This is a genomic window from Chitinophaga vietnamensis (genome assembly GCF_902167635.1).
GTDB lineage: Bacteria > Bacteroidota > Bacteroidia > Chitinophagales > Chitinophagaceae > Chitinophaga > Chitinophaga vietnamensis.
Genome location: NZ_CABHMS010000003.1, coordinates 675,923 through 699,828, shown reverse-complemented (window position 1 = coordinate 699,828; position 23,906 = coordinate 675,923). Strand labels below are relative to the sequence as shown.

Annotated in this window: 23 protein-coding genes; 11 read left to right on the top strand and 12 right to left on the bottom strand. The window is 49.6% G+C overall.

The window, feature by feature from the left end:
* Positions 1-187: 187 nt before the first annotated feature.
* Positions 188-1,807: a hypothetical protein gene (locus tag FPG75_RS10960; RefSeq protein WP_143306834.1), complete on the bottom strand. Its 1,620-nt coding sequence runs from the start codon at positions 1,805-1,807 to the stop codon at positions 188-190.
* 105 nt (positions 1,808-1,912) lie between these two features.
* Between FPG75_RS10960 and FPG75_RS10955 the strand changes: the two genes are divergently transcribed.
* From FPG75_RS10955 to FPG75_RS10940, 4 genes are read left to right on the top strand one after another with little or no spacing between them, the layout of a single operon-like run.
* Positions 1,913-2,800: a decaprenyl-phosphate phosphoribosyltransferase gene (locus tag FPG75_RS10955; RefSeq protein ID WP_143306832.1), complete on the top strand. Its 888-nt coding sequence runs from the start codon at positions 1,913-1,915 to the stop codon at positions 2,798-2,800.
* Complete coding sequence (locus FPG75_RS10950; RefSeq protein ID WP_143306830.1) at positions 2,800-4,131, top strand: FAD-binding oxidoreductase; 1,332 nt, start codon at positions 2,800-2,802, stop codon at positions 4,129-4,131. Before FPG75_RS10955 ends, FPG75_RS10950 begins: the two co-directional genes overlap by 1 nt.
* Before the next feature lie 33 nt (positions 4,132-4,164).
* Positions 4,165-4,896 carry an SDR family oxidoreductase gene (locus FPG75_RS10945; protein WP_143306828.1) on the top strand — a complete coding sequence of 244 codons (732 nt, stop codon included), beginning with the start codon at positions 4,165-4,167 and terminating at the stop codon, positions 4,894-4,896.
* Entirely contained in the window at positions 4,893-5,489 is a 597-nt protein-coding gene (locus tag FPG75_RS10940; RefSeq protein ID WP_143306826.1) for an HAD-IB family hydrolase, read from the top strand. The genes FPG75_RS10945 and FPG75_RS10940 overlap by 4 nt, the downstream gene beginning before the upstream one ends.
* An 86-nt stretch (positions 5,490-5,575) precedes the next feature.
* Here FPG75_RS10940 and FPG75_RS10935 read toward each other — a convergent pair whose 3' ends face one another.
* Together FPG75_RS10935 and FPG75_RS10930 are read right to left on the bottom strand one after the other, a co-directional pair.
* Positions 5,576-6,349: an acyl-CoA desaturase gene (locus tag FPG75_RS10935; RefSeq protein ID WP_143306824.1), complete on the bottom strand. Its 774-nt coding sequence runs from the start codon at positions 6,347-6,349 to the stop codon at positions 5,576-5,578.
* Positions 6,350-6,451: 102 nt separating this feature from the next.
* Positions 6,452-8,095 (bottom strand): ABC transporter substrate-binding protein, encoded by a 1,644-nt coding sequence (locus FPG75_RS10930; protein ID WP_143306822.1) that lies wholly within the window; start codon positions 8,093-8,095, stop codon positions 6,452-6,454.
* A 46-nt stretch (positions 8,096-8,141) separates the two neighbouring features.
* On the opposite strand from FPG75_RS10930, the gene FPG75_RS10925 reads away from it, so the two are divergent.
* Positions 8,142-9,776: a M1 family metallopeptidase gene (locus tag FPG75_RS10925; protein ID WP_143306820.1), complete on the top strand. Its 1,635-nt coding sequence runs from the start codon at positions 8,142-8,144 to the stop codon at positions 9,774-9,776.
* Between the two features lie 235 nt (positions 9,777-10,011).
* Here FPG75_RS10925 and FPG75_RS10920 read toward each other — a convergent pair whose 3' ends face one another.
* The 9 genes from FPG75_RS10920 to FPG75_RS10880 all read right to left on the bottom strand — a co-directional run bounded on the left by FPG75_RS10920 (position 10,012) and on the right by FPG75_RS10880 (position 20,253).
* Positions 10,012-10,431, bottom strand: coding sequence for a DUF3276 family protein (locus FPG75_RS10920; RefSeq protein ID WP_143306818.1), 420 nt, complete (start codon positions 10,429-10,431; stop codon positions 10,012-10,014).
* A gap of 157 nt (positions 10,432-10,588) precedes the next feature.
* The gene (locus FPG75_RS10915; RefSeq protein WP_143306817.1) at positions 10,589-12,385 is read right to left on the bottom strand and encodes an ABC transporter ATP-binding protein; all 1,797 of its coding nucleotides are present in this window, start codon (positions 12,383-12,385) and stop codon (positions 10,589-10,591) included.
* A gap of 39 nt (positions 12,386-12,424) precedes the next feature.
* Positions 12,425-12,985 carry a hypothetical protein gene (locus FPG75_RS10910; protein WP_143306815.1) on the bottom strand — a complete coding sequence of 187 codons (561 nt, stop codon included), beginning with the start codon at positions 12,983-12,985 and terminating at the stop codon, positions 12,425-12,427.
* Positions 12,986-13,053: 68 nt separating this feature from the next.
* Positions 13,054-13,983, bottom strand: coding sequence for a phosphoribosylaminoimidazolesuccinocarboxamide synthase (locus tag FPG75_RS10905; protein ID WP_143306814.1), 930 nt, complete (start codon positions 13,981-13,983; stop codon positions 13,054-13,056).
* A 99-nt stretch (positions 13,984-14,082) separates the two neighbouring features.
* The gene (locus tag FPG75_RS10900) at positions 14,083-15,441 is read right to left on the bottom strand and encodes an exonuclease domain-containing protein (RefSeq protein ID WP_143306812.1); all 1,359 of its coding nucleotides are present in this window, start codon (positions 15,439-15,441) and stop codon (positions 14,083-14,085) included.
* A gap of 17 nt (positions 15,442-15,458) precedes the next feature.
* Positions 15,459-16,640 (bottom strand): ABC transporter permease, encoded by a 1,182-nt coding sequence (locus FPG75_RS10895; RefSeq protein ID WP_143306810.1) that lies wholly within the window; start codon positions 16,638-16,640, stop codon positions 15,459-15,461.
* Positions 16,633-17,802, bottom strand: a complete 1,170-nt coding sequence (locus FPG75_RS10890; RefSeq protein WP_143306809.1) for an ABC transporter permease — start codon at positions 17,800-17,802, stop codon at positions 16,633-16,635. The genes FPG75_RS10895 and FPG75_RS10890 overlap by 8 nt, the downstream gene beginning before the upstream one ends.
* Positions 17,799-18,788, bottom strand: coding sequence for an HlyD family secretion protein (locus tag FPG75_RS10885; RefSeq protein ID WP_143306807.1), 990 nt, complete (start codon positions 18,786-18,788; stop codon positions 17,799-17,801). The genes FPG75_RS10890 and FPG75_RS10885 overlap by 4 nt, the downstream gene beginning before the upstream one ends.
* Before the next feature lie 13 nt (positions 18,789-18,801).
* Positions 18,802-20,253: a TolC family protein gene (locus FPG75_RS10880; protein WP_143306805.1), complete on the bottom strand. Its 1,452-nt coding sequence runs from the start codon at positions 20,251-20,253 to the stop codon at positions 18,802-18,804.
* Between the two features lie 270 nt (positions 20,254-20,523).
* Between FPG75_RS10880 and FPG75_RS10875 the strand changes: the two genes are divergently transcribed.
* The 6 genes from FPG75_RS10875 to FPG75_RS10850 all read left to right on the top strand — a co-directional run bounded on the left by FPG75_RS10875 (position 20,524) and on the right by FPG75_RS10850 (position 23,901).
* Positions 20,524-21,057 (top strand): YceI family protein, encoded by a 534-nt coding sequence (locus FPG75_RS10875; protein ID WP_143306804.1) that lies wholly within the window; start codon positions 20,524-20,526, stop codon positions 21,055-21,057.
* A gap of 56 nt (positions 21,058-21,113) precedes the next feature.
* On the top strand, positions 21,114-22,046 hold the full coding sequence (locus FPG75_RS10870) for a ring-cleaving dioxygenase (protein WP_143306803.1): 933 nt from the start codon (positions 21,114-21,116) through the stop codon (positions 22,044-22,046).
* 107 nt (positions 22,047-22,153) lie between these two features.
* Positions 22,154-22,561 (top strand): OsmC family protein, encoded by a 408-nt coding sequence (locus tag FPG75_RS10865; RefSeq protein ID WP_143306801.1) that lies wholly within the window; start codon positions 22,154-22,156, stop codon positions 22,559-22,561.
* A 2-nt stretch (positions 22,562-22,563) separates the two neighbouring features.
* Positions 22,564-23,007 (top strand): (4Fe-4S)-binding protein, encoded by a 444-nt coding sequence (locus tag FPG75_RS10860; protein ID WP_143306800.1) that lies wholly within the window; start codon positions 22,564-22,566, stop codon positions 23,005-23,007.
* Between the two features lie 9 nt (positions 23,008-23,016).
* Entirely contained in the window at positions 23,017-23,307 is a 291-nt protein-coding gene (locus FPG75_RS10855; RefSeq protein WP_143306798.1) for a GNAT family N-acetyltransferase, read from the top strand.
* A gap of 18 nt (positions 23,308-23,325) precedes the next feature.
* Positions 23,326-23,901: a YeeE/YedE family protein gene (locus FPG75_RS10850; RefSeq protein ID WP_201747938.1), complete on the top strand. Its 576-nt coding sequence runs from the start codon at positions 23,326-23,328 to the stop codon at positions 23,899-23,901.
* Positions 23,902-23,906: the final 5 nt, after the last annotated feature.

Below are 23,906 nucleotides of genomic sequence, written 5' to 3'. Positions count from 1 at the left end.
TGTATAAATCCGCAAAACATCCATCAAAAAGGAGCCGTTTTTCGTCATACTGATGGTATTTTAAAGAGAGAGCACCGTGTGAAGAGATGGAAAATTGAAGCGGGCGCTCCAGGGGCTAATCCGTCTCAATATATATCTGTTTTTTCTTAAAATGAAAAAATAAACAAATAAATAAATATCAAAATATTTACATTTTTACATACACCTCTATCACGGCATTTGTCGGCCGGCGGGGCGCCAGAAATACATCTATCCTCCGGTAGTTTTCCTGCAATTCTTTTTGCAAAGCGAAAGGAAAAAAGTTGTTTAAAGTGGGGGCATATTCATATAAGACCAGGTCGTAATGATGGCTTCTCACCTTCCTGGTGAATGCAGCAAGCTGCCGGTTGAACATACCAACACCCAAATGATACCATAAAGGATAATCCGGCCCGGTTTCCAGCTCGTATGGTATCGCAGCCGCCAGGGGCGTGAGTTCTGTCATATTCAACACCTTCAGCTGCGCTCCTTTCTCCTTTACTAACGGTAACGCCTGTACGCGCCTGATTCCTTCCACCGTAGAAGGCGGCATATACATTTTCCGGAACACCGGCACATCAGAAAACTGCCATTGTGACACCGGAACATCGGTCGTATCGGTCGGCAACATAAAGTTGCGGCGCGATACTACATTCTCTCCGCCAGGCTTGGCAAGGGCTATCTCCTGCGCCGGAAAAATACGCGCTACATATTTCCACCAGCTACCCGACCACCAGAACAGCACCCATACCAATGCTGCCAGCAAAGGCTTCCAGCGATCCATATCTATATGCAATGCACGGCACAAATAAGTAGCAATGAACGCAAAAGCAAAACTGTGAAAGAAAATATTATTATCCGGAGGCGTATAACTCGTTACCTGGAAGATCGCCGCCTCTCCCAATATGCCTATCGTGAGCATCGCCAGCAACACGGCTTTTCTTTCCCGCAACCATTGACGCCACTGCCGCAGTCCTGCAGCCAGACAAAGCGCAATTAGCAAGGCGTAAACTTTGATCCAGGCAGAGCCGCCCAGTATCTCATCCGTAAAATCATTGATCGCCAGTCGTGAATTATGCGGCGCCTGCCCATGATTGAACCAATAAGCGAAACCAGGCATCAGCGGCAAAATAACCAATAATGCGATGATCGTAAAGCCGGCCACAAACACGGGCAGGTCGCTCCAGCGGCGACTTGCCCAACTGTTATAAGTGAGCAATGCCAGGCAAAGCAACAAGGCCATGCCACCGCCATCCTGCTTGGTGAAGATGGACAGGAACACAAATAAAGCCGCGAACAAAAGTTGCAGGTACCTGGTAACTGCATGTTCGTTGAAACATCCGCGTAACAAAAAACTCAAAGCTACCAGCTCATACACGATCACAGTATGATTATACCAGGGCCAGAAATTGGAGAAAGAATAAGACAGCACAAATACCACCACTGATAACAATCGCACACCAGGACGTATATCCAGGCTTTTCAAAATCGCCCGGAATGAAAGCCCCGCGATGATATTGATCAGTACCTGCGCCTTCACCAGGGTGACCAGCTGCGGCCCGAACAGCTTGAAGAACAGCGCCGGTATCAACCAATAACCATAGCCCAAGGGCATTCCGAAATCCTTGTAAGGCATCTGTCCCAAAGACAAACGGTAAGCGCCTTCCCAGGAAAGAAATATATTGACACGGTACGGAAATGTTACAAACAAGGGAACCAGGGCCAGGCCTATAATAATAAGGAATTCAGCAACTGCCCACTTGCGGGATGACAGGGATAAAGATGGCATAGCAGTACTTGGGATGTTCAGCAAAAGCTAAAGTTTCATAACACTAACGGCGTCAAAAGTAAACGAATAAATTGTATCTTGTGTCGTCAACTTTGAGATCCCGCCATGAAATACTTGAAATTGTTACGCCCAACACACTGGGCTAAAAATGCCTTCTTGTTTATACCTCTCTTTTTTGCGGGCGAAATATTTAACCTCCACAAGATCGCTGAATTGGTATTGGCGTTTATAGCTTTCAGTCTTACCGCAAGCAGTATCTATATTATTAACGACTACCGGGATATTGAGGCCGATCGCAGGCATCCCGTGAAATGCAAGCGCCCGCTGGCTTCCGGCGCCGTGTCTAAAACAGCCGCGCTGATCATCTTTGCACTGGCCATCATCATTGGATTGGGATTATCGGTGTACATCAAACCGAAATTTGCTTTCGTGGTGCTCATCTATTTTGTACTCAACCTCTTATATTCTTTCGGGTTAAAAAATATTTCCATCCTCGATGTGATCATCCTCGCCAGCGGCTTTGTATTGCGTGTGAAAGCCGGTGGCGTGGCCACTGATGTTGCTACCTCCGAATGGCTGATGATCATGGTGTTCCTGCTGGCGCTGTTCATGGCGGTAGCCAAGCGCCGCGATGATGTATTGATCAAATTACAATCTGGTCAGGAAATGCGGAAGGCCTCCAAAGGCTACAACCTGGATTTCATGAATGTGATGCTGGCATTGGTATCCGCCGTGATCATCGTGTCGTACCTGATGTATACCATGTCGCCCGAAACACAACAACGTTTCCATACTTACCGCCTCTATTACACTGCGCTTTTTGTAATTGGCGGATTATTACGATATTTGCAAATAACCTACGTGGAGAACAATACAGGTTCTCCCACCAAGATCCTATATAAAGACCGTTTTATTCAATTAACCATACTCCTGTGGGTCCTGAGTTTTTATGTTTTGATTTATTTACCCACTAACAAAAGTTTTTTTGAATAATGCAAAAACGGTTAGCAAACTGGGGGAACTACCCCGCTATCACCAGTGAAGAAGTAGCCTTTACGCAGGAGGAACAGCTGCGCAGCTATGTAGGCACGCATTCGGGGCTGATCGCCCGCGGCAATGGCCGCTGCTATGGCGATGCCTCGCTGGGCGAGCATAGCATCTCGATGCTGAAATACGACAAGGTGCTGGCCTTCGATACCGATGCCGGCATACTGGAAGTACAGGCTGGCGTTACGCTGGATCAACTCCTCGATATCATCGTTCCTAAAGGATGGTTCCTGCCGGTAACACCCGGTACCAAGTTCATCACCGTTGGCGGCGCAGTAGCGTCTGACGTGCATGGCAAAAACCATCATGTGGATGGCGCTTTCTCCAATCATATCATTCATATGGATGTGATCACCGGCGATGGTGAAACCGTTTGCTGCGCGCCCGACCAGCATGCCGACCTCTTCTGGGCCACCTGCGGCGGTATGGGCCTCACCGGCATCATCACCCGGGTAAAATTCCATCTCAAAAAAATCTCCACCGCCTATATCAAACAAACCCAGATCAAAGCCAGGAACCTGGAAGAAGTGATCCGCCTGTTTGAAACCTACAAGCATTATACTTATTCCATGGCCTGGATCGACTGCCTGAAAAAAGGCGACGCCTTCGGCCGCAGCATCCTCATCGTGGGGGAACATGCCCAGCCCGAAGACCTCAATGCGTCACAACAACAGGCCCCCTTAACGTTACCGGCTAAACGAAAACTGACGGTACCGTTCAATCTTCCCTCCTTTGTACTCAACAGCTTTACCGTTAAAGCGTTCAACTGGTTATATTATAATAAGAACACCCGCAGGGAGATACGCAATGTGGTTCCTTACGAACCATTCTTCTACCCGCTGGATGCTATCCTGCACTGGAACCGCGGCTATGGCAAAGCCGGGTTTGTGCAGTACCAGTTCGTATTGCCGCTGGACCGGAAAGATGGCCTCATCGCCATTCTCCGGAAGATCAGTGATAAAGGCTGGGGCTCATTCCTCGCCGTGCTCAAAGTATTCGGCAACCAGGAAAGCCTGATCTCCTTTCCCATGGAAGGTTATACCCTCGCCCTGGATTTCCCTGTACGGAAAGGGCTGTTCCCCTTCCTCGATGAACTGGATGAGATCGTACTGCAATATGGCGGAAGGCTCTACCTCTCTAAAGATGCCCGCATGAAACAGGAAGTGTTCTGGAAGAGCTATCCCAATGCACAACATTTCGCGAACATTGTACAACAGTACAATGGCAACAAACGCTTCCTTTCCATGCAATCGGAAAGATTATCATTGACGAAATAACATAACCGAATCACCAACGTACCTGATCATCCCATGCCAACAATACTACTTTTAGGCGCAGGGTCGGACATGGCTGTGGCCATTGCCCGGCATTTTGCATCGCATAAATACGATATACAACTGGCTGCCCGTAACGCGGCTTCCCTCCTGCCTTTACAACAAGACCTGCAGATCCGTTCCGGCATCAATGCCAGCGCATACGCCTTTGACGCTACTGCCTACGATACCCATGAAACGTTTTATCAGTCGCTCCCCGTGCAGCCGGATATCGTGGTATGTGCGTTCGGTTACCTGGGCGACCAGGAAAAGGCGCAACATAACTGGTCCGAAGCGGCAGCTATCCTCCACGCCAACTATACCGGCGCCGTGTCTATTCTGAATGTGGTGGCGGAGCATTTCGAAGCCCGCGGCAGCGGCGCCATCGTGGGCATCAGCTCCGTAGCCGGCGAAAGAGGACGCCAGAGTAACTATATTTATGGAAGCGCCAAAGCCGGTTTCACCGCTTATCTCAGCGGCCTGCGTAACCGTCTTTTTCGTACAGGCGTACACGTGATAAGCGTGCAGCCCGGCTTCGTGAATACCCGTATGACCCAGCACCTCACGCTCCCGCCCCTGCTCACCGCCCAGCCGGAGGCCGTGGCCAGCGCCGTTTTCAAGGCTGTGCAAAAGAAAAAGAATATCGTGTATGTGAAATGGCAGTGGCGATACATTATGCTTATTATTAAACTTATTCCGGAAGGTATCTTTAAAAAGCTGAAACTGTGACGATTGCATTTTTCGACTTCGATGGCACCATCACTAACAGGGATACACTCTGGGAGATCGTCCGCTTTCACAGAGGCCGCGCTTCGCTCCTCGCCGGTGTGATCATGCTGTCGCCCGCACTGGTCCTGTTCAAACTGAAAATGATCTCCGCACAGGACATGAAGCAGCGGGTACTTCAATATTTTTTCGGCGGGATGCCGGAGGAAGTCTTTCGCAAGGGCTGTGAGGCTTTCTGCCGGGAACGGCTGCCACACCTGCTGCGCCCACTCGCATTAACGGCTATACGAAAACACCAGCGGCTGGGACACCAGGTGGTGATTGTCACCGCATCGGCACAGCAATGGGTGATGCCCTGGTGCCGTACCATACATGTTCGCTGCATCAGCACCGTACTGGAAGTAAAAAATAACAGGATCACGGGTAACATCCTCGGCGCCAATTGCAATGGTGAGGAAAAGGTGCGCCGTATCCATGAAGTGTTCCGGCTGGAAGAGTACCAGACGATATTTGCTTATGGAGATAGCCGCGGCGACAAACCAATGCTATCGCTGGCGCAATACCCGCACTACAAGCCATTCCGCTCGGTGGGGTGATGCCCATCTATCTATACCACAAAAAAAAATGTCCCACCATTACAGTGAGACATTTTTTTTATTGAACAGATTGATTGTACTGATTATTACGCTGCTTTCTTTAACTGCGCGGGCGTTACCATAGCAGGTTTCAGCTTGATGATACCAATGAAGTTCATCAGTTTCATCACCTGGTAGCTGGGATCCAGCTCAAACCATTTCTTGGCGAAGTTTGGACTGTCTTTGAACTTGTGGTGATTGTTCTGGAACAGCTCTCCCATCAGGATGATGCCCCAGGGAGAAGTGTTGCGGGAATGATCGCCATTATCAAAATTGCTATAGCCATATTTGTGACCGCACCAGTTCACGATAGCGCCTTGCACAGGCCCCATCAGGAAATGGATCGGCAGCAGCAGGTAGAGATACCACATACCGGCTGGTACAAAAATTACATAGAAAGTAATGTACGCTGCCATCCAGGCAAGGCGGGTGATATTGCTATCGCCAAACTTGTCCATCGCATCCCATTCTGGCAATGGCTCTGCGGTGAACTGCGGATCTACCTTGCTCTTACGTGTTACAAAGCCGTTATAGATCACACGGGTTTGCACCATCATGGTCCATACGTCTTTGAAGAAGTGCGGTGAATGCGGATCTTTTTCAGTATCGCTATACTCATGGTGCATGCGGTGCATCACGCCATAAGCCCTTGGAATCAGGTAAGAAGATCCCTGGAAGAACCAGGTGCAGAAATAAAAGAAACGTTCCCAGAACTTGCTGGTGGTGTACATCTGGTGAGATGCATACCTGTGTAGATAGAATGTGTGAAAGAACAATGAGAAGAACCAGTGCACACAAAAGAATATCAGGATCGCGGTCATCTATTAAATATGATAAATTGACAATTAAACATCAAAGGTAGACTAAATACCTGTAAGTCAGGCCAAATTACCTGAATTAATGTAAAATGAAATGTTAAAGTATCAATGTTTCTTTACCCGCCTGAGTTCCAGCAGGTTCATGCCGTTGTTGAACAGTCCTGTTACATTGGGCTGCACCAGGCGGATCACTTCATCGTAGAAAAGCGGTACCACGGCGGCATCGGCGATGATCATGCGATCCATCTGCCGGTAAAGGCCGTAGCGGATGCTGTCGTTATTTTCTTCCAATGCCTGCTCATAAAGGCGGTCGTAGGCCGGGTTGGCATAGCGGGTATAGTTGGGCGGCGCAGGATTTTTACTGTAAAACATGGCCAGGTAGCTTTCGGCATCGGGGTAATCGGCGATCCAGCTGCCACGGAAGAACAGCGCCTGCGATTTGGCGGTTTGCTCCAGCAGCAAACTTTTCTGGATCACTTCCACCTGTATACGGATACCGGTTTCCTGCAACTGGTTAGCCACATAGTTAGCCAAATCGGCATAAATAGGGATCGACAATAATTTAACCGGCGCAAGCCCCTGCCCTTGCGGATATCCAGCCTCCTGTAATAACTGCCTGGTTAACGCCGGATTATACGTATAGCCTTTCACGTTAGTTGAATCAAAAGACGGCAATCCAGCCGGCACAAAACCTGCCGTAGCGGCAGTACCTATACCGTTGCGCAGGTAAGTCATCATTTTCGTACGGTCGAAACCGTAGTTGATCGCCTGCCGTATCTTTTTGATCTTTATGGGAGAAGCCCGCAGCAAGGGATTGCTGCTATCTACCAGGAAGCCCAGGTATTCTGTATTGAGATAGGCATGTTTGTTCAGCACCATTTTACCCTCCCATTCTTTTTTCAGCTGGCCCTGACGGGTGAGCACTTCATCCTTGAACGAAGCATCGATATCATTCATGAAATCCAGCTGCCCCTGGCGGAACAACAGGAACTCCGTGGCTTTGCTGTCGAGGAAGCTGACCTGTACGGCATCGAGGTATGGCAGGCGGTGGCCGCTGCTATCCGTTTCAAAGTAATGCGGGTTGCGGTGCAGGACGAGCGCCTGTCCTTCTTCCCATAAAAAAAACTGAAAAGGCCCGGTGCCTACCGGGTGATTGCGAAAGTCTTTACCATAGCGTTCCACGGCTTCATGCGGCACCACAGAGCAGTACTGCATACTCAGGATGCCCATGATGGGATGAAAGGGTTTATATAAGGTGAGGGAGAAGGTAGAATCGTTGAGCGCCTTGAAACCTGTGTCGGAGCTGATTTTGCCGTTGAATATCCAGGCGCCTGGAGAAGCTGTGGCGGGGTCCATGATCCTTTTGAGGCTGTACACCACATCCTGCGCGGTGAGGCGGCGGCCCTTGCCGCCGGGGAATACGTCGCTGTCGTGGAAATATACATCCGTGCGCAGGTCGAAAGTATAGGTGCGGTGATCCTCTGAAATACGCCAGCTGCGGGCCAGCGAGGGTTTGATCTCCAGGTTGGTATCCGGCTCCACGAGGGTATTGTACACCTGCCGCACCGCCCATATCACAGCCTGGCTTTTAGCAAATGCCGGGTCCAGGCTGGAGATGCCTTCCGTTTGATTATAGCGAAACACCTGTTGCTGCTGCTTTTCATGGCTGCCGCACGACCATAGCAACAGCAGTGTTCCTGCCAACAGACAAAGCCTACCTGTAACCGCCTGACAATAACAACTCTTCATTTGGCAGTAAATTAATATCTTTCCAGCATAAAATATACGAATAAATATGCGTGGCATACCTATGCTCTGCGCCGCCCTGCTGGCAACATTCACAGCCGGCGCGCAACAACGCTTCACGAGAGCGGATACATTGAGAGGTTCCATCACACCGCAACGCGCCTGGTGGGATGTGAAATCGTACGACCTGCACGTGGCCGTGAACCTGGACGACAGCACCTTCACCGGCTTCAATACCATCACCTACGACATATTGAAAACCGATTCCACCATGCAGATAGACTTGCAGGAACCACTGGTGATCGACAGTGTGATACAGGACAAGACCGCACTCGCCTTCACCCGCGATGGCAATGCCTGGTTCGTTAAAATGCAGTCGCCGCAAGAGAAAAACCATACCAACAGCGTTACGGTTTTCTATCATGGCAAACCAAGGCGCGCAAAAAACGCCCCCTGGGATGGCGGCGTAGTATGGGCTAAAGACAATGAAGGCCGTCCCTGGATCGCTACTGCCTGCCAGGGCCTCGGCGCCAGCGTATGGTGGCCCAACAAAGACCATCAGAGCGATGAGCCGGAAAATATGACCATCCATGTTACCGTGCCTTCAGAACTGAAAGACATTTCCAACGGTCGCCTTAAAAAAGTGAAGCCTAACGGTGACGGCACTACGACGTACACCTGGTACGTGAGCAATCCGATCAACAACTACGATGTAGCCCTTAACATCGGGCATTATGAAGAGATAAAAGATACCTATAACGGCGAAGGCGGCAAGCTCGACCTCTCCTACTGGGTGCTTGACTATAATATAGATACCGCCAAAGTGCATTTCGCCGTGGTGAAGCCCATGCTCAAATGCTTCGAGTACTGGTTCGGTAAATATCCTTTTTATAAGGACAGCTACAAGCTCGTAGAATCGCCACACCTCGGCATGGAGCACCAGAGCGCTGTGGCATATGGCAACAAATTCAAGATGGGCTATTCCGGCCGCGACCTCTCCGGCACCGGCTGGGGCCTCAAATGGGACTTCCTCATCATCCATGAAAGCGGCCATGAATGGTTTGGCAACAACATCACCAGCAAAGACCTCGCGGATATGTGGATACACGAATCCTTTACCAACTATTCCGAAACGCTGTTCACTACCTGCGAGTATGGCGTGAAAGCCGGCAATGAATACTTACAAGGTATCCGTCGTGGTATTAAAAATGATGTTCCTATCATTCCGGCCTACAACGTAAACCAGGAAGGCAGCGGCGATATGTATCCCAAAGGGGCTAACATGATCCACATGATCCGCCAGATTATGAACAACGATGAAGCCTTCCGGCAAATGCTGCGCGGCCTCAACAAAACCTTCTGGCATCAAACGGTTACCGCACAGCAAATAGAAAGCTACATGAGTGAAGCCGTGGGCATGGATCTCAGCAAGATATTCGAACAATATCTCCACAAAACCACCATCCCTACATTGGAGTACCGCATCTATGGCCAGCAACTGCAATACCGCTGGGTATCAGATGTAAAGGATTTCAATATGCCGGTGAAAGTGAAGCTCAGCGAAAACGGTTACAAGATGATCTATCCCGGCGCCCTGTGGCGCACGGCCAGCCTCACACTCACCAATCCAGATGATTTTGAGGTAGATAAGAATTTCTATGTGAATGTGAAAAAGGTGAAATAATTTATGGATTTATGGATTTATGGATTTATGGATTTACGGATTTACGGATTTACGGATTTTGGAATTTGGAATTTGGAATTTGGAATTTGGAATTTGGAATTTGGAATTTAAGAATCGAAACTAAATTCCAAAATCCATAAATCCGTAAATACGTAAATTCTCAAATCCGTAAATTCTCAAATAAAAAACCCCCGGAAAAATCCGGGGGTTATTTATCTTAATTTAATTAAAAAGATTACCATTTGTCTACATCATCGGTGCTATGTGAGGCTGGCGCAGAAGCCTCTACAGGAACTGCAACAGGAGCAGCTGATACAACTTCAGCTCCTTCTGCTTCATCCTGTTCTTCCTGCACATAATCGTGGTTGTAGGCATCAAAGTCGAAATCGGGCATCAACTCAGTTTTCACATAGTTGATGGTTTCGGTCAGCGCATTCAGGAACTTGTTGAAGTCTTCCTTGTACAGGAATACTTTATGCCTGTCGTAACCGTTGTCATTAAAACGTTTCTTACTTTCTGTTATAGTCAGAAAATAATCGTTTCCCCGAGTGGTCTTTACATCAAAGAAGTACGTTCTTCTTTTGCCCGCTTTCAATCGTTTAGAAAAGATGCTGTCATTGTTTCTTTCCTGTTGATTGTTGTTTTCGTACGCCACAGTTGTTAGATTTAAGTGTTAACGAATCAAATCCTGTTTCAATAAGGAACAAATATACTATTGTTTTACAAATATCAAAATAATTTTAAATGATTTTGAAAATTCATAAAACAAGGCTGTAAATGGCTGCAGTGGCGTATATGCAAGACAGTGATTGTTATTCTGTTACGCTTTCCTCATCTCCTGATTGCTGGCGGGCGTACAGCTCGGAATAGTATCCGTTTAATGACAACAATTCTTCATGTGTTCCCTCTTCTACGATCCTTCCTTCGTCCAGCACGATGATCTTATCGAACTCAAACAACGCGAAGATGCGGTGGGTGATGATGATAGCGGTTTTATTTTTCAGATAGGCGTAAAGGTTACCAATGATCTCTTTTTCGGTACGGGCATCTACTGCGGAAAGGCAGTCGTCGAATAACAGTATCTCCGGGTTCTTGATCAGCGCCCTGGCGATAGAGATACGCTGCTTCTGGCCACCGCTTAAAGTAACGCCACGCTCCCCTATTTCTGTTTCGAATCCTTCGTTGAAACCGAGGATATCTTTTTCAACGGAAGCCTGTCGGGCAGCGGTTTGTACCAGTGGCAAGGCAGCGGAAGGATCGCCGAAGCGGATATTATTGGCAATGGTATCCGAGAAAAGGAACACATCCTGCGGTACATAGCTGATTTGTCCGCGCAGGTTGTCCAGCTGCATATGGCGGATATCATGACCGTCCAGCAAAATCTTTCCTTCCTGCGGATCGTACATGCGGATGAGCAGCTGTGCCAGCGTGCTTTTGCCCGAGCCGGTACGGCCAATGACCGCCACCTTCTGGCCGGGAGTGATATGCAGGTTGAAATCGCGTATAGCCGTGATACCCGTATGCGGATAAGTGAATGTAACCCGCTCCAGGCGTATCTCTCCGCTGATGTTCACATGCGAGGCGCCGGGATTGTCTTTCACATCCGGCTGTATCAGCAGAAATTCGTTTATGCGTTGCTGTGAGGCTGCCGCACGTTGTATCATCGATGCTACCATGCCGATGGAAAAGAAGGGAAACATCAGCATGTTCACATAGATCACAAACTCGGCCAGATTGCCAACAGTGATATTGCCTGCGATCACCTGCAAGCCGCCGATGAAGATGGTGAGGATCACGCTAAGGCCGATCATCAGCGCCATAATGGGCTGGAACAGGGCATCTGTTTTGGCCAGACTGATAGAGCTTTGCTTATAGTCTTCACTGGCCTTTTCAAAATGCTCCGTGCTGTCTTCTTCCTGCACATAGGATTTGATCACGCGGATACCGGAATAAGATTCCTGCGCGATAGACGTGATGTTAGATAATTGTGATTGTATCTTTTCGCTTTTGCGGTGGATGATACGGTTTACATAGTAGATGGTGAGCGCCAGGAAAGGCAGTGGCGACAAGGTATACAGCGTGAGCAGCGGGTTTACCTCTATCATCAGCCAAACGATAACGACGATCAGAAAAACAGTTCGGGATGCATACATGATAGCGGGACCTACGTACATGCGTACCCGTGATACATCTTCCGTGATGCGGCTCATCAGGTCGCCGGTGCGGTGCATCTTGAAGAAGTTGAGATCCAGTCGCTGATATTGCTGGTATATTTCATTTTTGAGATCGTATTCGATGTGGCGGCTCATCACGATGAGCGTTTGCCGCTGGAGGAAGAGGAAAAAGCCGCTGAGCAGCGCAAACACCAGGATACATACGCCGTAGAAGGCCAGTACATGTGTGAAGTCCGAACGGAAAACGCCTTTGAGGCCGGTGTCGCTCAGGAGGCGGTATTCGTCGAGATTATGCGATAGCAGGTCAAATATCTGCCTTACCATGATGGGTTGGAACACGCTGAATACGATGGATATTGCCGTAAACAGCAGCCCGAGGATCAATCGCCATTTATTCCGTAGAAAGTATTTGTTGAGTGCAGCCAGATGTTTCAAGTCCTGTCGATTTATCAACAAAAATAGGACATAAATACATCAGAACTTTATAGAATTGAAGATGTGATCAAAGTCTTTGACACATTTATGAAAATGTTGTTCCGGGGCGCCGAAGGTAACAATGTACACGATGTTGTCATGCAGCACGAAATACTGCGCAGTGCGTACGGTGGTGCCATTGATGTCGCGCGTCATGGTCAGTCCTTTTACGGGATCGCCATTGAGTTCCCGTACGCTGTCGTCCACTCTTACCACGCGTTGTCCGTTTTCCAGCCCGCTCCTGTTCATTTCAAAATAGCTGTCGAAACTGGCGCCATTAGTAAGGGCTTGTGTGATGATGGTGGCGCTGGCTTGTCCTACGTGGAAATTAGGTCCGAGCACATATACGAAATTGACGCCGTTCATAACGGTATCTGTGCGGTTCCAGCCTTGGGGAATGTCGATGGAAACAAGTCCGGTGCCGGCGTTCATGCCGGGTTGGGTGGCAGCCTCTTCCAGGGTTTCTTTGAGGGGTTTTTCGATGGGGTCTGTTTTCTGCCTGAATTTGCAGGCGGATAATACCAGCAGGCAGGCCAGGGCCGCGAAGCATACAGCTCTCATAGTGGGTACGTTGCGGGTTAGTAAAGCCTCTCCCGTTGCCGGGAGAGGCGGATATCTTTCAGCCAGTGCTACAGGCTTTTCAGCGCAGCGAGGATCCTCGCTTCTGCTTCAGCAGCCGGCACATCTTCTTTAACGAATTTTCTGCCGGTAATATTTTCGAACAGCTCAATATATCTTTCACTTACGCTGTTCACGAATGCGTCAGTCATTTCAGGTACTTGTTGTCCGTCTTTGCCCTGGAAGCCGTTCTCCATCAGCCATTCACGTACGAACTCCTTGCTCAGCTGGCGTTGTGGCTGGCCGGCTTGTTGATTGGCTTCGTAACCTTCTGCATAGAAGTAACGGGAAGAGTCAGGCGTATGGATTTCATCGATCACGTAGATGGTATCGCCGATCTTGCCAAATTCATATTTGGTATCAACGAGGATCAGGCCACGTTCTGCCGCCATCTCCTTACCTCTCTGGAAAAGGGCGAGCGTATATTTTTCCAGTTGCTCGTAATCTTCCTTGCTTACCAGTCCTTGTGCGATGATCTCTTCTCTGGAAATATCTTCATCATGACCTTCATGCGCTTTGGTAGTAGGGGTAATGATGGGAGAAGGGAAGAAATCATTTTCCTTCATACCTTCCGGCATGGTTACGCCGCAGAGCGTGCGCTGGCCGGTTTTGTAGGTTCTCCAGGCATGACCGGTAAGGTTGCCGCGTACGACCATTTCCACGGGGAAGGTCTCACACTTCAAGCCTACAGTAGTATTTGGCAGCGGCGTAGATTTTACCCAGTTAGGAACAATGTCTTTAGTAGCTTCCAACATGATAGCAGCCACCTGGTTCAGCACCTGGCCCTTGTAAGGGATCGGGCGAGGCAATACCACATCAAATGCCGAGATACGGTCGCTTACTACCATCACCATCAGTTTATCGTCGATGGTGTATACATCGCGAACTTTTCCTTTGTAGAATGCAGTCTGGCCCGGGAACTTGAAATTTGAATCCAACATGAATAAAAAAAATTAATAATTAAAGATTAGCGTCACTGTTTCGAGCTGCAAAAGTAACCACGAAACAGTTTGATTGTTCTTTATTTTTATGAATTTTTTTTACGACACGGCGGTTTGTGCGGTAGCGTAAGGCCGCAACAGGCTGATGATGGTTTCATTTTCGGGGTACTGTGTAAGCAGCTCGCGGAAGCTGGAAAGATCAGCGGTATCGATGTTTTCAGGGATATAGCCCATGCCGTAGAAGCGACCTTTTTCCATGAGGATGCAGCTACGCTCACCGGGTTTCAGGCCTCTGTCGAAGATGGTAACAGAAGGCTGCTGTTCCTGCAGGAAACGAATGGCGGCACGCACGCGTTCATTATAGGTAGCCGGCGCTTCTGTTTTTTCACAAGCGCCATGGCAGGTTTGCGCGGTGATACCGGTACAGGTGCCATTTCCTTTTTGCAGAAAGCATAATTTGGGACATAGTTCAAATTCGCGGATCAGCGTACGCAGCAGGCTATGGCCATCAACAAGCAGGTTGAAACTATGCAGTGGCGAACTGTATTTCCTCTTCTTCTCGATCACCAAACGCAGGTATCCTTCCTGGTCTTCAAATAAATAAAATCCGTATCTGAATTCCACCCTTTTCTGTGCATAGTTGAAGATGGGCCACAGGCGCTTGATCTCAACGGATTCCAGGATGCAGGCCATTAGTTCGGTGGCGGTTTCCTGGCAGGTGATGTTGTAAATATTACGTAAGAAGTTCTGACGCTGGCGACTGGCGCTGTTGCCCGTAAAGTGGCTGTTGACGCGCTTCCGGATATCTTTCGCTTTGCCCACATACACTACTTTTCCTTTATGATCATGGAAGTAATAAACGCCGGGCGATTCGGGCAATTGTTTCACCACTTCCGGTTCCAGGTTGGGTGGCAGGAACTGCTCTTTGGAGCCTGCCCTGAGCATGGTGGCAATGGCCTGGTTCGTGTCTTGTTCCAGCATCATGCCGAAGAGCTTCATAGTAGCTTCTGCATCGCCGGAGGCGCGGTGGCGGCCATTTACAGGGATATTAAAATGTTTGCAGATATTACCAAGGCTATACGAAGGCAGGCCGGGAAATATCTTGCGGCCCAGCCGTACGGTGCACAGCTTCCGGCATTGCAGGTCGTAGCCTGCCGCCTGCAAATGATGCTTCAGAAAAGAATAATCGAAATTGACATTGTGCGCCACGAATATCTTGTCGTGCAGCAGGCTGAACACCATCGGCGCTACCGCTTCAAAGGGCGGCGCATCGGCCACCATTTCATTGGTGATACCAGTAAGTGATTCGATGTAATACGGGATCGGAACACCGGGGTTCACAAGCGTTTCGTAATGTTGCACCAGCTCCCTGCCATCATACAGGAAGATGGCGATCTCTGTGATGCCGTTGGCACTGGCATGCCCGCCTGTGGTTTCTATATCTACAATTGCATACATCCTTGGCAAAGATATTCTTATTTGTCAATTCCGGAAAACGCCTCCCGCTGTTTTAATGCCGATAGCCGCCAAAGCGCCAGCAGCGTGTAAAGCACGCAAAGTGCGGCCAGGTGCACCAGCGCGCCTTTGTTATCAGCTAGCGTGCCGCCCGCCTGCACGATGGATGCATACATATGTATAAAAGGCGTGGTAGGCAACAGCGATGAAACGATTTGTAAAGCCGGCGGCAGCGATTGATACGGCCACGCATACCCTGCCAGCAGAAATACCGGGTAGGTGGAAAACGCCATTAGCTGCGCAGCCAGCAGCTGTGTTTTGAACAAGGTACCGAGCCACATGCCTAATGGTATCAGGGCCAGCAGGAACAAAGCCAATGCAGTCGCCACATCTCGCGCATGGCCACGGAAAGGGATCTGCAAGATGTGATAATTAACAGTCATGAAGAAGCAGGCATAAGCCGCAAACAGCACGAAATAGAAAACCCCTTTGCCCAGGAAAGCCGCGGAAACACTGCTGCCGCCGGCATCCACCAGCTGCCGGATCATTTTCCGCTGCCGCTCCAATGCTACGCTCTCCGCCAAACCGATCAACAATGTTTGCTGTAATATTAACGCCAGCAAGCCTGGCAACAGGAAAGCGCCGTAACTGGACTGTGTGTTGAACAAGGGCCGGTAATCGAGGTTGACGGGCATGGCCTCCTGCATGGCCATTTCGGAATTAAGGCCTTTCATTTCCTGGTAGCGCAGCCGTACACCGGCGCCCACTGCCATCCCGATAGTGGTAACGGCGCCCGCCAATTCGCTGGAAGGCAGGAAGCGCGCGGCATTCACGGCCAGCACCACATCGGCCTGTTTTAAAGCCAGCACATTAGCCTGCATGCCTTTCGGGATGTACAAAAAGCCCTGGCAATCGCCATAATACATCTTTTGCTGCGCCTCGTGCAAGTCTGTGGCCTGCATCACCGCCGCGATCTGCAAATGGTTGATCTGTGCAAGAAAAGTGCGCGACAGCTCGGACCTGTCTTCATCTACCGCCGCCAGCAATACCTTCTCCTCTACCTTATAACTGTAAATACTTCCGTAAAAGAAGGCATATAGCAAAGGCGCCAGCAGCAAGGTGAGCAGCAGACTGTGATCTTTAGCCACCAGCTTCGCTTCCCGCAGGAACAGTGATCCGATATGTTTGAAAAGATCAGGCATGTTGTAAGGATAATTTGTTCAGCCTGCGCTGGAAAAAGAAAATAGCCAGCGGCAAAGTGATGAGAATAAACAATACCAGGTGCCCTATTTCTTTATACGCATAAAAAAGTGGCAGCTGCATGAAATACACTTTAAAAAAGGCATCCATGAAAGGCGTGAATGGCAGGATAGCCGCATAGTACTGATCATACCAGGGCATGCCCCAGCGCGGAAACGTGAAACCGCTGAATACAAAGGCCGGCGAAGTGTAGAACAGGCCTGCATCACAGGCCACCATCACATCGCTGAGGATGGCGGATGCCATCATCCCGATGCTGATGCAGGCCAGGATCAGCAAAGTGTACAATACAAATAAACCAGCTGATGCTACCACCTGCCCGCCCGTAAACAGGGGAAACATAATAAAGGTAACCAGCAGGTAGTTGATCCAGCCTACCGTTAAATGCGCCAGCCCTTTGCCGATGATGGCATTGGAGGCCGATCCGCCGCAGCGTGTATACAAATCCGTTAGTGTGTTGGTATGCGTTTCATAGTTAAGCGCCAGCACGGTTACCATGATCACCATCATTTGCAATGCCACAGCCACCAGGCCCGGCACCAGGTAACGCTGGTAATCGTACTGCGGGTTATACAGGAAATAGGTATGCAGGTTCACCGGCTGTACCATGGCCATGGCTTTGCCTGCCGGCATGCCTGTTTTTACAAACTTCTGTAACATCACGCCGGCGCCGGCCGTCATGATCACCTGCGCCGCATCTTTATAGATCAGCTTACCCGGCACCACATACGCCGTATTAGTATATAGCGTGATGTAAACCGGGTGCCGGCTTTTAATGTCATTGTCCATATTGCGCGGGAAATGCACAGCGGCGTTGATGATATTGCGTTTCATCATCTCCTCTAACTCCGCCTGGCTGTTCACAGTTTGGGTGATGTGTATGCTTTCTGTTTGTTCGAGCATAAATGCAAACTGCCGCGACAAAGGCGAATGCGCTTCATCCCAGATGGCCACGGGCAGCTCTTTCGCAAATTTCTCATTGTAGATATAGGCATACAGAAAGCAGACCAGTGGCGGCATTACCAGCAATACCAGGTAATGCACCGGTAATGTGAGGATGCGTTTCCATTCGCGCAGGAAGATATGCCAGATAGATCGGATCATGGTATTTGCATGGAGGCAGTCATGCCCGGACGAAGGCCTTGCAGGGCAGACTGACTAACAGGTTTACAATCCACGGTGAACGTGCGTAATTCAAACTGACCTCTTTCCTTCACTGGCACCCAGTTGGCGAAGGTGAGCGAGGGCGCTACCTTATATACTTCTGCATCAAAGTTCTCCGGCGTACAGCCAGGAACGCGCATCTTCACGCGGGCGCCATTTTGCAGGCCTTTCATCTCATCCTGCCGGATATTGAAACGCATGTGATAAGTAGCCGGTTTCTGGATCGTCATCAAAGGATAGCCGATCGCCACGATCTCCCCTTCCTCGATCACCATAGAAGAGATGATACCATCTGATGGCGCGTGTATATAGGTATTATCGGCCAGCGCTTTGGTGAGCTGATAACCTTCCTGCGCCTGTTTGAGGATGGCCGCAGCTGCCTGGATCATTTCCGGCCGGCTTCCCTGCTGTAGCATATCCATATTGAGTTTGGCCGTTTCCATTTCTTTTTTGGCCGCTTGCAGTTTAAAATACACGAGGTCTTTTTCCTGACCGGAAATTACCTGGTCGTTGAAAAGATTTTCCATGCGCTGGTAGGTCTTTTGCATCAGCGCATATTGGTCCTGTGTGATCTTGTAAAGGTTATCCGCCGCTTTGATGGCTTCCGGCCTTGCCCCTTTTTCCAACAGGGTGAGCTGGCTCTGTGCCGCTTCTATGGCGGCCAGCGCCTGGTTGCGGATGGCATTGATCTCGGTGGCGCGCAATACGCCAAGGAGCTGACCTTTCTTCACCGTATCGCCTTGTTCCACTACGAGGCTATCGAGGCGGCCTGGAAATTCCGCAGCAACATCTACATAGTCTGCATCTACCATCCCGATAATGGTTTTATCGGCATCGCCGGGTTTCTTCAAAAAGAAGATCAACGCGATAATGAGTACCAGCAAGGGTATCAGCAATGCCCAATAATTCTTCAGTATGTTTTTCATACCATCAGTGCTTTTATTTATCGATATAGGCAGCCAGCTGTTCGGGCGTGCCTACAATGTTCCAGTATTCGGCCAATGCGAGATAATACCCCAGCACGGCAGTGTAATAGATCTTCTCCATTTCTTCTTCCATCAACAGGGCTTCATTCACATCTTTTACGGAAGAGAGCTGGTTTTGCATACGATCTGTGATGAGTAAGGTGGTGATATGCGCTTGTTGACGGGCGCTATCCAGCGAAGCCACTTCGCGTTGCATGGCGGTCATTTTATTGGCGGCCACTTTCAACTGTAGTTCCAATGATGAGCGGGTGCTTTCTGCGGCCAGCTGCGCTTCTTCTACCAGTTGCTTCGTGGCCTTGGTGCGCTTCATGCGGGAAAATCCGTCGAAGAGGTTCCATTGCATTTCCACGCCCAGCAGCCATGGCGGCACTGTTACGGGCAGGTCTTTCTGATAGAGGCTCAGGTTACCGATGGCGAAGATGTTGGGCAAAGACAAAGAGCGTGTAGCCTTCACCGCTACCCTGGCCTGATCGGTTTTCGTTTGCAAGGTGCGGTATACCGGGTTGTTTTCCAGCTGACCGGCTTGCGCGCCGGGAACGGCCATGGCATTGTATTGCAGCGTATCGTTGATGGCCACGGGCGTTTCCAGCGGTTGCCCGAGCAGTTTGTTGAGTTCCAGCAGTGCATTCTGTTTTTCCAGTTGCAGGTTGCTGTAACGGTTAGTGGCTTGTATATAGGCCACCCTGGCCCAGTTGAGCAGGTAGGGAGGTAATAGCTGATTATCTTTTAAAGAGGTGGCGTAGTCGCGGTTCTTGCGGAAAGCATCTACGATCACCGTTTCATGCGCCATGATCGTATTGAGATAGAGGATGCGCAGGTATTGCGCACTGATACCGAAATACAATTCCTTCTCTACTACCTGTTGATTGAGTTGCCCGGCCGTAACGCCCGTGCGTGCCAGTTCCTGCGCCGATCTGATTTTGCCGCCGAGATAAAGCGGCTGCCGCAAAAAGAGGCCGGCAGTAAAATAAGATTGTTTGCTGAGCGATGGATTATAATCCGGATAGAAAGTGTTGATGATACCTTTGGTAGCGTTGTAGATCTTGTCTTGCACAGCTTGTGGCAGGTTCTGGCCGGTGATCTGCTGAAACACAGTATTGGCGGTATTCACGCTTTGATTGGCGGAACCATTTACCACGCCGTCTTTCACTTGTTGCAGGTTTATTTCCAGCGGCTTGCCAAGATAGTTGTAACCCGCGAGCAGGTCGAGCTTCGGATAGTAACCACGGCTATCTGCCTGTAAGAGGTATTCACGCGCCTGTAAAGAATGTTGTGCCTGCTGCACTATGGCATTCTTTTGTTTGGCCAGCTGATAGCATTCCCTTAAAGTCAGTATCCTGCCAGCATCCTGTGCCCGGGTTTGTAAGTTCAGCAAAAATGGTAATAGTAACAGGTGATATCTCATATCATACAGGTAAACAATTTTTCATCACTAATGTTTATGTTATTTAAAAAAAATCAAACCTAATTTGATTACAAATACCTTATCCTAATTGCTTATCTTTAGCGAGGGACATAAATTGTACATCAATATCTTTAATTAGTCCATTTTAACCCCGTCCGGAAAGCCGGATATTTGCATAAACAATCTTAGCAGTCCGGTTGTTAAGATACAGTACAGCAGGGCATTTCCGATGATCGTTCAAAATTGTTCATTATAAAAAACAGTTTCAACATGGCAAAAACAAAATGGGTGGCAGATGCTGACCACAGCGAATTAGGTTTTAAGATCAGACACCTGATGATCACTAACATCAGCGGCAAGTTCAATACTTTTTCTGTAGACGCAGAAACAGAAGGAGAAGATTTTATGACGGCTAAAACAACGGTAACTGTTGATGTAGATACGGTGGATACCGGCAATGAACAACGTGATGGCCACCTGCGTTCTCCTGATTTCTTTGATGTGAATAAATACCGCAACATCAAATTCGTTGCTACCAAATATGAGAACGTGGACAATGACGGTTCCTATGTACTGCATGGCGATCTCACCATCCGCGACGTGACCAAAAATATCAAGCTGGATGTAGAATTCGGCGGCGTGGTAAAAGACCCCTGGGGCAATACCAAAGCGGGTTTCACGATCAACGGCAAGATCAACCGCAAAGATTTCGGCCTCAACTGGAACGCAGTGACCGAAGCCGGCGGCATCATGGTAAGTGACGAAGTGAAGATCTACGGCGAAATACAGCTGTTGAAGAAATAATACCGGTTGCCGGCACAGAATGTGCCGGCAACATCATATAAAAAGAAGGAGGAGCCATGGGCAAGATCAAGGGCCTGCACCATATCACCGCTATTGCAGGCAAAGCGAAACGTAACTATGATTTTTATACCGATACGATGGGATTGCGGTTTGTGAAGAAGACCGTCAACTTCGATGATCCGTATACTTATCACTTTTATTATGGAGATGAGACTGGCACGCCGGGCACCATCCTTACTTTCTTCCCCTGGGAAGATATCGCCACCGGCCGCCGCGGCACGCACATGGCTACGGAGATCGGCTATTCAGTTCCGGAAGGCAGCCTCGACTTCTGGCTGAAACGTTTTGAAGCCAGGAACATTATCTACAATAAACCCTCTTCCAAATTCGGAGAAGTATACCTCACCTTCCTCGATCCCGACGGATTGAAATTTGAGCTCACCGTTCCTGAAACAAGCGACGACCGCATACCCTGGGAAACGGGCGACATCAACGAAAGCAATGCCACGCGCGGCTTTCATCATGTTACCCTTACCCTTGAAGATATTCAGCCTACCGCCGACCTGCTGGTGTCGGTATTTGGCTACGAACTGAAAAAGCATCATACCAACCGTTACCGCTTCGCCGGGCCGGAAGGACAGGCAGGCGGCTACATCGACCTGGTAGAGGCCAAAGGCGAAAGCCGTGGGCATGTAGCCGGCGGCAGCATCCACCATGTGGCCTTCCGGGTAGCCGACGAGGCCGCGCAGGAAGAATTGCGTGAACAACTGGAAAACTATGGCCTCCATCCTACCCATCAGCTGGACCGTAAATATTTCCGCTCCGTATACTTCCGCGAACCCGGCGGCGTGCTCTTTGAGCTGGCCACCGAACAACCCGGATTTACCGTAGATGAGCCCAAAGCCACACTGGGCAAGGATCTTATACTACCGGCTCAATTTGAAGCGCAGCGCGAAGAGATCACGGGCAAACTGGCAAAACTCGACTGAGATGGATTTCAAACCGATGAAATACGTGTTCCAGCCGTCGGCTAACGGTAACGCACATACGCCGTTGCTCCTCTGCTGACAAAGGATTTATTTCTTAACTTGACATAATGGACGAAGACGTAAAAGTATCACTGGCCCACGTACCTTACCAGGTGTCGGTCGATGCGCGGGAACACCGCTGGCTGGCTGATGAACCAGAGAACGCCGGCGGCGGCAATACCGGCCCTCAACCCGGAGAACTGCTACTGAGCAGCCTTGGCGCCTGCACTGCCATCACCTTGAAAATGTACGCCAACCGCAAAAAATGGCCGCTGGATGATATCGAGGTAACGCTACGCTACAACAAAGCGCTCAAAACACCCGCCGCGCCAAACGATACCTGGATAGAACGCGAGATCCACCTGCGAGGGGACCTCAACGAAGAACAAAGAAACCGCCTGCTCGAGATCGCAGAACAATGCCCGATCCATAAATTGTTGAGTAACCCGGTTCATATTATCACTAAAGCGGATTAATCATGAAAGATATCACGAAAAAATACAGTAACGGAGAAGTGACCGTGGTGTGGAAACCCAATGTGTGCGTGCATTCCAAGGTCTGCTTCAGTAACCTGCCGGCCGTATTTGATCCTAATAACAAACCCTGGATCAATATCGAAGGCGCTTCCACTGAACGAATCATCCAGCAAGTAAAGGATTGCCCTTCCGGCGCACTCTCCTATTACCTGAATGCGGAAGTAGCAGCCGAAGGCGGCGCCGCTCCGCAGATCACTGCCGAAAGCATCGTAGAACCCTTGCCCAACGGCCCTTTGCTGGTGTATGGCAATATCGTGGTGAAAGATGCCGATGGCCATGAAACACATAAAAATAAAGTGACCGCCTTCTGCCGCTGTGGCGCCTCCGGCAACAAGCCTTATTGCGACGGCTCACATACCCGCATCCAATTCAAAGACAAACCTTAACTACCACATATGGAACTCGATATCCATCAGAACACGGCCAAACATCAGTTTGAAACCACTGTCGACGGCCACACTGCCTTTATCGTTTACAGCCTCTTTCCCGGCGGTATCGCTTATGTGCATACCGAAGTGCCGCAGGAGCTGGAAGGCAGAGGCATCGCCTCTGCGATGGCCAAGTACGTGCTGGAATATGCACGCGCCAACCACCTCCGTGTGAAGCCCTTGTGTCCCTATGTGCACGCCTATATGAAAAGGCACCCGGAGTACAACGATTTGTTGCACACGCCCGCAGATCATTAATACCGATAACATTTTTATATGCAAATACTTTCTTTCCTGCAACAGCCCTGGCATTGGGCTGTTGCAGGTTTTCTGATTGGCCTCACCGTGCCCCTGCTACTCCTGCTGGGCAACAAGGCATTTGGTATCTCTTCCTCTTTGCGCCATATCTGTGCCGCCTGCTTTCCAGGCCAGGTATCTTTCTTCCGTTACGACTGGAAGAAAGAATCCTGGAACCTCTTCTTTGTTGCCGGCATCGCGATCGGTGGCCTGATCGCGGGCACACTGCTGCGTGATCCCGAACCAGTGCAGGTAGCCGCCGCCACACAACAGCGCCTCGCCGCCTATGGCGTGCACGACTACAGCGCATTGCTGCCACCCGAAATATTCAGCTGGGCAAATCTCTTTACGTGGAAAGGACTGGTGTTCTTTGTAATTGGCGGTTTCCTGGTGGGCTTTGGCACCCGCTATGCCGGCGGATGCACCTCAGGGCATTCCATCATGGGCCTTTCCAACCTGCAATGGCCCTCGCTGGTAGCTACTATTTGTTTTCTGGCAGGCGGATTTCTCTGCGCCAATGTTATCCTGCCATTCTTGTTCAAATGCTTCAACTGATCTTC